Consider the following 12,253-nt stretch of genomic DNA (forward strand, 5'->3'; position numbering starts at 1 on the left):
GCACCGGCAGTCGCGGGTCCGGCAGAGGCGTCCGTCGAAGGCGAAGACCCCCACCGCGAACCAGCGGCTCGCGGCAGGGGTCCTTCTCGTCAGGCCTGTTGCACGGGTGTGTGCGTTGGTCTACTTCAGGCCATAGGCCCGCAGCACGGTCTGGTCGATCTGGTTTCCGGCACTGTCGGAGGCCAGCACCCGCAGCGACACGAACTCCGCTCCCTTCGGGTGCCTGATCTCCGCCCGGCCGTGGCGGACCAGCACCCCCTTCCAGGACGCGCCGTCGTCGTACGACACCCAGGCCTTCAGCGAACCGGCCTTGACGCTCCCCGCCTGGTCCCGGAGGGAGAGTCCGAGCTTCGTCTTCTTCCTGGCCTCGGCGCGGTTGAGTAGATCGAGCCCGTGCAGGTCGTAGTCGACGGAGAGCACCGGCAGCGCCGTCTGCGTGGTCGTGTGCGCCGAGGCGAAGGACCACTCGGTGTGCGTGCTGGTCGAGTACCGCGCCCAGTCGGCCCTGCGCTGGGCGTCGAGCACGAAGCGGTACGAGGTCTGCGCCGCCGGGACGGTGAAGACGCCGTACCCGCCGATGAGCGAGTCGCCGACCAGCTGTCCGTCCGCGTACAGCTTGCCCTTCGCGGTGTCCTGCGTGCCGTCCACGTATCCGTAGTGGCCAATCGTGGAATCACCGAACTCTGGCACGGACATGGTGAGTTGGTCACCGGTGCGCTGCGAGGGTCCGTACTCCTCGCTGCTCACTGGGCGGACGACCTGGCGCAGCCAGTCCTCGGCGGCTTCCGTGCCCGCCTTGTCGAAGGTCCGCAGCGGACTCCACTGGCCCTTGCTCGCCCGCCAGTCGGGGTAGACGACATGCCAGGTGCGGGTGTCGGGGTCGACGTTGTAGTACTCGGTGCGCGAGGTACCGAGTTGCATGTACTCGCCGCTGTCGGCGGAGAAGAGCTGATAGGGGCGGAACGTGTAAGCGGTGTCGTAGCCCATCTCGCCGGCCGCGCCCGCGTAGTAACGGGCCGTCCGCTTCACGGTGTTGGAGCTGTCGACGCGGTACGTCTGGTTCGCGGAGACGGCGCCCTTCTGCGCGAACAGCACGTTGTAGACGTACGGACTGACCGGCGTGCCGCCCAGCTTCAGTGTGACCTTCTTGCCGGTCCGCAGCAGGCTGGTGAGCTTGGCGCCCTCCTCGCCGGTGGCGATCACGAGGGGCACGGTGGTCGCGTGGTCCACGGCTTCGAGCCAGAAGCCGGGTGTCTTGCGGTAGGTGATGAGATAACCGGCCCCGGCCGCGGTCGCGTTGGCCAGGGCGGCATCCGACCGCTCGGTCGCGCCGAGCCCGACCACCGCCACCTTGCCCTTGACGTCGAGCCCCGCGAAGTCGGCCGCGGTGCCGCCGCCCGCGTCGACCGCCCGCACGGTGTGGCTACCGCTGATCTTCGTCGGGAAGTCGTTGTACGTCTGCGAGTAGTACATCGACAGCGGAAGCTTCTCCGGGCCGACGACGCTCGCCGTCAACTCCTTCGCGTACAGGCGGAACTTGGAGTAGAACTCGAAGCTGCCCCGAGTGACCGGCTTGGTCGGCGCCACGTAGATGTGCTTGGTCCACCAGCCCTGGCCGTAGGACATCCCGAAGGAGCTGCCCGGCCCTTCGCGGTGCCAGGAGGTGGTGAAGCCCTTGGACTCGGAGTCCTCCCTCGTCTTCGGCTTGATCTCCACCGCCTTGCGGGCGTCGAGGGTGATCGTGGTGTCCCCGTCGACCTTGATCTCGGGATCGCCGACGACCGAGGTACCGATGGCCACGCCGCCCCCGTCGCGGTCGTAGATCCAGGTCCCGATGGAGTACGTGCCGGCCGGGACCTGCCAGGTGTTGACGGCGGTCATGAATCCGTACTGGTTGGAGATCGCGCCGTTCAACTCCTGCATGGTGTACAGCGCGGACCCGGTGATCGGCTGTCCGTCGCGGCCGATCAGGTTCACCTTCAGCTCGAACGCCTTCGGAGCCTTCTCGAAGCCGACGCCCGTGGTGACCAGGGCGCCGTCGCCGCTCGCCGTGACGTGACCCGAGTACCGGCCCTGGTCCTCCTTCGTGGGATCGACGGAGACCGGGACGGTGGCGGTGCTGTGCGCGGGCACGGTCACCGAACCGGCGCCGGGCGCGGCCTCGGCCAGGGTCGAGGCGAGCTTCAACTCCACCGCCTTGTCGGTGGTGTTGGTGTACGTGATGTCCTTGCTGTCGATGCCGGTGGCATCGTCGTCGTACGTGCCGAAGCTCAGCGTCGAGGTCCCGAAGACGCCCTGCTCGACCGCCCGGACCGCGTCCACCCGGCCGTCGCCCTGCTGGTAGACGTCCGCGTCCGACTGCGTCTTGGCGGTACTGGCCAGATCCGCCTTGATCTGCTCGCCCGTCCAGTCCGGATGCGCCTGTGCCACCAGCGCCGCCGTGCCCGCCACGTGCGGGGTCGCCATCGACGTACCGCTCGCGGTCGTGTAGTGGTCGTCGACCGGCGTGCCCATGGAGGTGCCGGAGGCGCGGGCCGCGGTGATGTTCACGCCCGGGGCGGTGATCTCCGGCTTGATCGCCGAGTCGCCCAGGCGCGGGCCACGGCTGGAGAAGGACGCCAGGTGGTCCGACTTGTCCACCGCGCCCACGGTCAGCGCCGAGTCGGCGATGCCCGGCGTGCCAACGGTCTGGTCGGAGGGACCCGCGTTGCCCGCCGCGATGACGAACAGGGCTCCGGTGGACGCCGAGAGCCGGTCCACCGTCTCGCTCAGCGGATCCGACGGGCCGGACGCCGTACCGCCCAGGGACATCGACACGACCTTCGCGCCGGAGTGGGCGGCCCACTCCATGCCCGCGATGATCCACGACTCCTGGCCGTGTCCGGTGTCGTCGAGTACCTTGCCGACCGCCAGTTCCGCGCCCGGCGCCACGCCCTTGTACCGGCCGCCGGAGGCCGCGCCCGAGCCGACGAGGGTGGATGCCACGTGCGTTCCATGGCCGAATCCGTCCTGTATCCCTTCGTCGGGTACGAAGCTCTCGGACTCCGCGATCCTGCCCGCGAGGTCCGGGTGTCCGGTGTCCACGCCGGTGTCCAGGACGGCGATCTTGACGCCCTTGCCGTCGAAACCGGCCTTCCACACGTCGGGAGCGCCGATCTGCGGGACGCTGACGTCGAGGGACGCCGAGACCTTGGCGTCCAGCCACAGCTTGTCGAGGCCGTCGCCGAGCCGCCGGGCGGCCCGCGCGGTGGGGGAGGTGCCGGGGGCCGGGGCGATGTCCGCCCAGAACGTGGTCGACGCGGTCGACTTCTTCGCGCTCAGCGCGGCGCCGCCGATACCCGGCAGGGCGCGCGTCCGGCGCGCGCCCTCGGGGGTCTCGGCGCCCTTCTCGTAGGTGGCGATCAGCGGGATGGCGCCGGTCTTCTCGTCGGCGTATCCCTGCTCGACGAGTTGGCTGATGTTGAAGAGGGCCGGGTCGAGGCGGCCCGCCTGGACGAGCGGGATCGCATCGTCGGGTGTGACGCTGACCTCGCCCTTCTGCTCGGTGGTCACGAAGTTGACGCCTTCGCGGCCCTTGCCGTGCCGGACGTCGACGGCGTACTTCCCATCCGCGCCGCCGGTGAGGGAGACCGTGTCTCCGGTGATGAGGGTGACGGTCCGGGTACTGCCCTGCGCCGCGCCCGATGAGGGGTTCGACGAGGGGGTCGGGGCCGCTGCCGAGGGCGCGACGGCACCCGCGAGCAGAGCGGCGGCGCCTGCCATGGCCCAGAGGGCGTGGAGTCTTCGCATCTGTGGGCTTTCCTCCCCTTGAGAGACCTGGTGAGGTCTGGACCAGCGTGCGGGCCGAGCGCGAAGGGGCTCAAGGGATTCCTGTGGCCGGGCCGTGCCAACGCCCCCTTCGGCCACCGGGGTTGAGGACCGCCGGGTCCTCCCACGAGGCCCTTCGCACGGCTGCGGCAAAGTCGGAACACAGGGTTCTCCCAGCGAACCGGGACAGGATCGTCATATGTCTGGCACCCGAAGCGAACGTCTCCACGCCACACGCGCCCCCGGCGACCCCATCGGTGGCCACCGCGTCCCCGGTGAGCGTGTCCGCAGCGACGACGTCCGCGTGCGCGGCGAGCGCGACGGGGGCGAGCGCCTCCGCGGCGGACGTGACGGCGGCGAGCGGCCCCGTGTCCGCGTGCTGATCGTCGACGACGAACCCGCACTCACCGAACTGCTGTCCGTGGCCGTCACCGAGGCGGGCTGGCGGCCCTACCCGGTCGCCGACGGGCACAGCGCCCTGCGCGCCGCCCGCGGCTGCGCCCCGCACGCGGTCGTGCTCGACGGGATGCTGCCCGACCTCGACGGGATCCAGGTGCTGCGCAGGCTGCGGTACGAGAACCCGAGACTGCCCGTCCTCATGCTGACCGCGCGCGACGCGCTGGAGCACCGCATCGACGGCCTGTCCTCGGGCGCCGATGACTACGTGACCAAGCCCTTCTCCCTGGAGGAGGTCGTCCTGCGGCTGCGCGGACTGCTGCGCAGGGCCGGCGCCGAACCGCTCCGGGCCGACGACTCCGTCCTGGTGCTCGGTGATCTCGTCCTGAGCGAGGAGACCCGCGAAGTGCGCCGCGACGGTACGCCGATCCAGCTCACCGCCAAGGAGTTCGACCTGCTCGGCCTGCTGCTCGGCCACCCGCGTCAGGTGCTGAGCAAGGCCCAGATCCTCGACCACGTGTGGAGCAACTCCTTCGACGGCGGCGGCAACCTCGTCGAGGTCTACATCTCCAGCCTGCGCCGGAAGATCGACAAGGGGCGGACCCCGATGATCCACACCGTGCGCGGAGTGGGGTACGCGATCCGCCCGGTGGAGGACGGGAGATGAACCTCCGACGGACCCGGCTCCCCGGACGCTCCCGACCCACGGCGCGGGCCGGACGTTCGCTGCGCACGCGGCTGCTGCTCTTCATCAGCGCCACCCTCGTCGCCGTCTGCGCCGCGATGGCCCTCACCACCGTCTTCGCCCAACGCTCTTACCTGCTCGGCAACCTGGACCAGCGCGTCACCGACGCCGCCGAGCGCAGCCAGGGCGGCCTCCAGCGCCGCAGCGGCGACGACACGGACCTGGGGTTCCTCAACGAACGGGGACAGGCCGTCGGCACGCTCGCCGCCCGGTTCGACGAGGGCGGTGACATCCTCGCCGCCGAGGTCGTCACCCACGACGGCGGCCGGCAAATCCTCACCGCCGTCCAGCGCGCCGCCCTCGACGGCATCACCACCGACGGCTCCCTGCACACCCGTACCGTCCCGGGCCTCGGCAGCTACCGTGTGACCGCCCTCGGCGGCGACGGCGTCCCCGTGCTCACCGGGCTCCCCATGGGCGACGTACAGGACATGATCGGCCGGCTGGTCGCGGTCGAGGGTGTGGTGGCCGCCGTCGGCCTCACCGCCGCGGGCTGCGTCTGCGCGGTCGTCATACGGCGCCAACTGCGCCCCCTCGGACGGGTCGCCGCCACCGCCGTCGAGGTCTCCCGCTCCCCGCTGGGCCACGGCGAGGTCACCGCCCTGACCCGCGTCCCCGAACGCGACACCGACCCCGGCAGCGAGGCCGGCCAGGTCGGTGCCGCCCTCAACCGCATGATCGACCACGTGGAGTCCTCGCTCGCCGAACGCCAGCGCGGCGAGGAGGAGATGCGCCGCAGCGAGGAACGCATGCGCCGCTTCCTCGCCGACGCCAGTCATGAACTCCGTACACCTCTCGCCTCCATCGCCGGATACGCGGAACTGATGAACCGCGGCACCGAGTGGATCGAACCGACCCTGGCCTGGCGCCGGGTCTCCGCCGAGTCGGCCCGGATGACCGGCCTCGTAGAGGACCTGCTGCTGCTCGCCCGGCTGGACGAGGGCCGGCCGCTGCACGCGGCCGAGGTGGACCTCGCGGCACTGGTCGCCGAGGCGGTGTGGGACGCGCGGGCCGCCGGGGACACCCACAACTGGCAGCTGGCGCTGTTGCTGGACACCCCGGCCCTGGTCGTCGGCGACGAGGCACGGCTGCACCAGGTGGTGGCCAACCTGTTGGCCAACGCCCGTGTGCACACACCCGCCGGCACGACCGTGATCGCCTCGGTGGAGGCCACGGAAGCGGCCTGCGTGATCCGTGTCCGCGACGACGGTCCGGGCATCCCGCAGCACCTGCTCCCGTCGGTCTTCGAACGCTTCACACGCGGCGATGTCTCGCGCGCCCGCGGCGGCCCCACGGAGGGCGGCTCCGGCCTCGGACTCGCCATCGTCGAGGCGGTCACCGTCGCCCACGGCGGTCGCATCCGCGTGGAGAGCGCCCCGGGCCGTACGGAGTTCACGCTCGAACTGCCCCCGGCCGAAGGCGCCAGGACCCCGGACCCGGCAGCCACTCGGGCACCCGCGTCGGCCTGATCCCCAGCACCTTCTTCAGCACCTTCTTGACCGCCCCTGTGTACCCACCATGAAGGTCAACGGAATTGTTGACACTCTCTTCGGCGGCGGCATACGTTCGCAGGCGTCAGATCGAGGTGCGCGCCATGCACGGGTGACGCGACAGCGGCGCGCCCCGGCGGCCGGAAGGGAGCGGTTCGTTGTCCTCGCGCCGGGCTTTCCCTCCCCGCACTTCAGCGAATTCTTGCGAGGAACCCCGGGCGTTGAGGCCCGGGAGGAAACACATCCCCGTGACTGCGGTGCGGAGCGGCTGGGCGCCTTCTCCGGCGGAGCCAGGTAGTGCGAACGCGTGGCTGGATGAGTCACTCCATGTGATGAACGGCCCCGAACGTGTGGTGGTGTCTCGTACGGGTGCATACGATCGGTGATCGTGAAGCTGGTCGTGCAGGTCAAGCTGGAGCCGACACCGAAACAGGCGGCGGCACTCGAGGCGACCCTTCACGCCTGCAACGAGGCCGCAACGTGGGTGAGTGAGATCGCTTTCGAGTGCGGGGAGTTCAAGAACTTCGCCTTGCGCAAGCACACCTACGATGCGGTCAAATCCCGCTGGAATCTCGGTGCGCAGGCCGCGCAGCATTCGATCAAGAAAGTGTGTGACGCCTACACCACGCTGAAGGCGAACCTGAGGGCCGGGAACCTCGGCAGGCCCGGCTCGCGCCGTTACCGCAAGGCCGCCGAGAAGCCGATCGCCTTCCGCCCCCGGGGCGCGCAGCCCTACGACGACCGCATGCTGTCCTGGCAGATCCCGGATCGGACGGTGTCCATCTGGACCACCAGCGGCCGGGTGAAGAACGTGGCGTTCACCGCGTCGGTGGAGCAGCTGGCCACGTTGGCCCTGTACCGCAAGGGCGAGTCGGACCTGCTGGAGCGGGACGGCATGTGGTTCCTCAACGCCACCTGTGAGGTCCCTGAAGCGCCGCTCCACACCGATCCGGTGGACTTCCTCGGGATCGACCTGGGCATCGTGAACATCGCGACCACGTCCGACGGCGAGATCATGGCCGGACGCGAGCTCAACCGCACCCGCCTGCGCGAGCGCGGCCTGCGCACCAAACTGCAGAAGAAGAACACCCCGTCCGCGAAACGCCGCCTGAAGAAGCGCAGGCGCAAGGAGGCGCGGCGGGCCAAGGACATCAACCACAAGATCGCCAAACACGTGGTGGCCGAGGCAGAACGCACCGGTCGCGGAATCGCCCTGGAAGACCTCACAGGCATCCGCGAACGGGTACGGCTTCGCAGGCCCCAACGAGCCACCCACTCCTCCTGGTCCTTCCGTCAGCTAGGAGTGTTCATTGCATACAAGGCCCGCAAGGCGGGGGTTCCGGTGGTGCACGTCGATCCGGCGTACACCTCGCGCACCTGCGCCGAGTGTGGGCACGTGGACAAGGCGAACCGGGTCTCCCAGGCCTGGTTCGCGTGCCGGAACTGCGGATTCGTTGATCACGCGGACCGGAACAGCTCCCGCAACATCCGGACACGCGCCTGGGAGTTGTGGCGACGCGGGGTCCCGTCAACGGCCCCTGCCGCACCCCGAACACCCTCGGAGTGGGGCTGGACGCAAACGCAGCTTCACACCCAGTGACGCCCGTTGTGCAAGCCCGTCGCTTTAGCGACGGGTAGTTGGCGTTCGCCTCAGGTTGCTGCCCCACGTGCGCGCCCGGCCGTCCGCCATGGACGTGCCCACGACGAAGGGATCCAGCGACGGTGACCGAGCTCGACACCGGGGAGTGCGCGGCCATGGCGAGGGCCGCACCCATTGTCAGGGGGTGCGGCCCTCGTGTGTGAAGCGCTTACACGTGAAGCGTTTACAGAGGTGGTTGTGCGCGCTAACGTCCGAATGAGGTGGGAGCGCTCCCATGTGGCGGACCGGAACCCGCCGGGAGCCGCTCCCGCCTCACCTCACATTCTCGCGACATCGAGCGAAGGGTCTGCTCGTCATGCCCGAAGCTGTCATGAACGTCGGTCGTCAGCCTCTGGAACGGCAACGCGACCTACAGCGGCCAGGACGTGATGGTGCACAACGCCGACTGGAACGGCGGGTTGGATCCCGGGAAGAGCGCGACCTTCGGGTACGTCGTCTCGGGCTCCGGCGGTGATCCCGCGACCGTGCTTCCCTGCCAGGTCGGTTGACGGGCTCTGGGCGGACCGGGTGGGTGGTGTGGAACTCACCCGGTCCGCGAGCCCGGGCGGGCGAGGGGGGTTGCCGCCCGGGTTGGGGGTCCCCCTGCTCGAGCGAAGCCGAGAGTTTGGGGGAGCGTGGCTTGTGACGACCGAGGTGTGCGACAACGTTGTCTGATGGTCTGTACATGACTCTACCGCCCCAACCGACAACGATGTCAAGCGAGTTGAGGGGATGCCGGGGGCGTGTTGCGCCATAGGGGTGTGCGCCGAGCGTGCCTGTGGGGTCGCACGCGGTCTTCCGTGGTACCCGTGGCGCACGTTACTGTCCCTGCGGCTTGTGCGACCTGTGGTGCGCGACCCGTCCGAAGGAGGAGGGGCCGCGTCATGCGTTTCCGTCCGTCATCCGTCCTGCTCGCCGTCGCCCTGGCGGCCGCCGGGATCACCCCCGCCGTCACCCCCGCGGCGGCCGCCACCGCCGCATCACCCGACCTCGTCCGAGACCCCACCACCTACGTCGACCCGCTCATCGGCACCAAGAACGGCGGCAACGTCTTCCCCGGCGCCGTCGTCCCCTTCGGCATGCTCTCCTGGAGTCCCGAGAACACCCGTGGCGACGCCACCCGTACGGCCGCGCCCGGCGGTTACCAGTACGACGCCACCCGCATCAGGGGCTTCAGCCTCACCCACATGTCCGGCACGGGCTGCGCGGGAGGCAGCGGCGACATCCCCTTCTTCCCGTACGCCGGCGAGGTCACGTCCTCCCCGGCGAGCGACACGAAGGACGCGGTGTACGCGGCCGACTTCGCGCACACCGACGAGACCGCCGAGCCCGGCCACTACAAGGTCGGCCTCGCCTCCGGTGTCACCGCCGACCTCGCCGCGACCGCGCGCACCGGCTCGGGCCGCTTCACCTTCCCCGCCGACAAGCCCGCCTCGCTCCTGGTCCGCAGCGCCAACTCCGAGGTCGGGTCGACCGATTCGACCCTGAAGATCGACCCGGCGACCCGTACGGTCTCCGGGTCCGTCACCTCCGGGAACTTCTGCGGCTACCTCGACCCCGAGGGCCAACGCGCCTACTACACGCTCTACTTCACCGCCCGCTTCGACCGCGACTTCAAGTCGACCGGCACCTGGCAGGACGACAAGCTGAGCCCGGGGTCCACGGAGGCGAGCGGCGGTACCGGCGGCTTCGCGAGCGGCGGCCGTCCCGTCGCGGGCAAGGGCGCGGGCGGCTATGTGGAGTTCGAGCCCGGCGCCGACCCCGTGAACGTCAAGGTCGGCATCTCGTACGTCAGCCAGGCCGGCGCGGCCACCAACCTCGCGGCCGAGAACCCGCCGTCCCGCTCCTTCGCCTCGGTCCAGGACGCCGCCCACCGGGCCTGGCGCGACCAGCTCGGCGCGATCAGGGTCGGCGGCGGCAGCGACAGCGACCGCACCACCTTCTACACCGCGCTCTACCACGCCCTTCTGCACCCGAACGTCATCAGTGACGCCGACCGCAGATACCGGGGCCCCGACGACAAGGTCCATGTCGTCGGCCGCGGCCACCGGGCCCAGTACGGCACCTTCTCCGGCTGGGACGTCTACCGCTCCCAGGTCCAGCTGCTGACCCTGCTCAGCCCGGACACCGGCTCCGACATCGCGCAGTCGCTGCTCGAACTCGCCCGGCAGAACGGCGGCGTCTGGGACCGCTGGCTGCACGGCGCGAGCGGCACCCACGTCATGAACGGCGACCCGTCCCCGACCGCGCTCGCCGGCATCCGGGCCTTCGGCGGCACCGACTTCGACCTGCGCGGCGCGCTGGACTCGCTGGTCAAGGCGGCGACCGTGCCGACCGAGGGCGACCTCTCCTCCTCGGGCAAGCCGGTCCTGTCCGTCGGGCAGCGGCCGTCGCTGGACAAGTACCTCGAGCAGCACTACATGCCGTCCGTGTCCAACGCCTGGGGCGGCGCCGCCGAGACCCTCGAGATGTCCGGCGCGGACTTCGCGCTCTCCCAGCTCGCCACGGCGGCGGGGAAGAAGCAGACGGCCGCCGACTTCGCCCGGCGCTCTCAGTGGTGGCAGAACAACTTCAACATCGCGGCCGACCCGAGCGGCGGCTACATCGCGAACCGCAAGGCGGACGGCAGCTGGGTCACCGGCTTCACCCCGGCGACCGGCAACGGATTCGTGGAGGGTACGGCCGCCCAGTACACCTGGATGGTGCAGCACAACCCGGCCGGGCTCTTCGCCGCGATGGGCGGCCGGGACAAGGCACTCGACCGCCTCGACGCCTTCTTCCACAACGCCGACGGCAGCTGGGCCTTCTCGGGCAGCGGTGGCGACAAGTCGGAGCTGGACAATGAGCCCTCGATCAACGTGCCCTACCTGTACGCCTACGCGGGCGCGCCGTACAAGACACAGGAGACCGTCCGCGCCGCGATGAAGGGGTTGTGGTCGACCCAGCCGGGCGGCATCCCCGGGAACGACGACCTGGGGGAGATGTCGTCCTGGTACGTCTTCTCCGCGCTCGGCATGTATCCGCAGGTCCCCTCGCGCGCCGAACTCGTCCTCGCCTCACCGCTGTTCACACGGGTGGAGATCAACCGGCCCGGGGGCAACGACATCGAGATCCGCGCGAACGGCGCCGCCGCCGACGTCCCGTACGTGCAGTCGCTGAAGGTCGACGGCCGTACCAGCGACCGCCCGTGGCTTCCCGCCTCATTCGTCCGCGACGGCGGCACGCTCGACTACACCCTCTCCGGTACCCCGAACGGCACCTGGGGCAGTGACCCGGCGGCCGCCCCGCCGTCCTTCCGTGAGGGCGAGCAGCCGTACCAGATCGGTGTCGGCCCGACCACGGCGACGCTCGCACCCGGCGGCAGCACCAAGCTCGACATCCGTGCCCTCGCGCTGAGCGGCGGCACCGGCCCCGAGGTCCGCTTCAAGGTGGTCACCCCGGCCGGCGTGACCGCGACCCCCGCCGAGGGCACCGTGACCGACGGCGCCCAGGAGATCACCCTGTCCGCCGGTGACACCGCCCAGCAGGGCTTCTACGACGTCAAGGTCACCGTGACGTCGGCCGCCACCTCGTACGAGCAGCCGGTGGCGCTGACCGTCGCGGCACCCGGCTCCCTCCTGGCCGCCTACAACAACACCGGTGTCTCCGACGACACCGGCGACCACGACGAGGCCGACTACGACGGCGGCGGCTGGAGCTACTCCCGTCAGGCCCTCGCCGCCGCCGGCCTGACCCCCGGCACCCAGGGCACCGTGGACGGCCTCACCTACACCTGGCCCGACTCGCCCACCGGCCGTCCCGACAACGCCTCGGCGACCGCCCAGACCATCGAACTCGCCCATCCGGCCGACCGGTTGTCCTTCATCGGCAGCGCGGTCAACGGCAACCAGCAGACCCACGCGACCCTCACCTACACCGACGGCAGCACGGACTCCGTCGACCTCTCCTTCACCGACTGGACCGTCGGCGGCGGAGGCGGCACCGTCCAGTACGGCAACGAGACCGTCGCCAGGACCGCGTACCGCAATGTCGCGGGCGCCGACAAGGACCCGGTGGCCACGTACGTCTTCGCCACCAAGCCCTTCCAGGCCCCGTCCGGCAAGACCGTCAAGAGCGTGAAGCTGCCGGACAACGCGGATCTGCACGTGTTCACCCTCGCGGTGAACTGAGACCCCG

Annotated in this window: 5 protein-coding genes and 1 pseudogene; 5 read left to right on the forward strand and 1 reads right to left on the reverse strand. The window is 70.3% G+C overall.

Annotated features, from left to right (window positions below; genetic code table 11):
* Positions 1-120: 120 nt before the first annotated feature.
* The gene (locus tag OG798_RS38445) at positions 121-3,789 is read right to left on the reverse strand and encodes a S8 family peptidase (RefSeq protein WP_328758451.1); all 3,669 of its coding nucleotides are present in this window, start codon (positions 3,787-3,789) and stop codon (positions 121-123) included.
* Between the two features lie 394 nt (positions 3,790-4,183).
* On the opposite strand from OG798_RS38445, the gene OG798_RS38450 reads away from it, so the two are divergent.
* The 5 genes and pseudogenes from OG798_RS38450 (at position 4,184) to OG798_RS38470 (ending at position 12,246) form a co-directional block, all read left to right on the forward strand.
* The gene (locus tag OG798_RS38450; RefSeq protein WP_120987411.1) at positions 4,184-4,870 is read left to right on the forward strand and encodes a response regulator transcription factor; all 687 of its coding nucleotides are present in this window, start codon (positions 4,184-4,186) and stop codon (positions 4,868-4,870) included.
* On the forward strand, positions 4,867-6,417 hold the full coding sequence (locus OG798_RS38455; protein ID WP_267063031.1) for a sensor histidine kinase: 1,551 nt from the start codon (positions 4,867-4,869) through the stop codon (positions 6,415-6,417). The genes OG798_RS38450 and OG798_RS38455 overlap by 4 nt, the downstream gene beginning before the upstream one ends.
* A gap of 409 nt (positions 6,418-6,826) precedes the next feature.
* Positions 6,827-8,038, forward strand: a complete 1,212-nt coding sequence (locus OG798_RS38460; protein ID WP_267063032.1) for an RNA-guided endonuclease InsQ/TnpB family protein — start codon at positions 6,827-6,829, stop codon at positions 8,036-8,038.
* Between the two features lie 380 nt (positions 8,039-8,418).
* Positions 8,419-8,586 (forward strand): annotated as a pseudogene (locus tag OG798_RS38465) (cellulose binding domain-containing protein); the annotation flags it as partial.
* Positions 8,587-8,961: 375 nt separating this feature from the next.
* A complete protein-coding gene (locus OG798_RS38470; protein ID WP_328758452.1) occupies positions 8,962-12,246 on the forward strand; it encodes a GH92 family glycosyl hydrolase in 3,285 nt (1,094 codons plus the stop codon).
* Positions 12,247-12,253: the final 7 nt, after the last annotated feature.

It is taken from the genome of Streptomyces sp. NBC_00271, assembly GCF_036178845.1.
In the GTDB taxonomy this organism is placed as follows: Bacteria; Actinomycetota; Actinomycetes; order Streptomycetales; family Streptomycetaceae; genus Streptomyces.

Bases quoted from the DNA above. Each gene is read 5' to 3' on its own strand.
- OG798_RS38445 (WP_328758451.1), bottom strand. From the start codon at position 3,789: ATGCGAAGACTCCACGCCCTCTGGGCCATGGCAGGCGCCGCCGCTCTG.
- OG798_RS38455 (WP_267063031.1), top strand. From the start codon at position 4,867: ATGAACCTCCGACGGACCCGGCTCCCCGGACGCTCCCGACCCACGGCG.
- OG798_RS38470 (WP_328758452.1), top strand. From the start codon at position 8,962: ATGCGTTTCCGTCCGTCATCCGTCCTGCTCGCCGTCGCCCTGGCGGCC.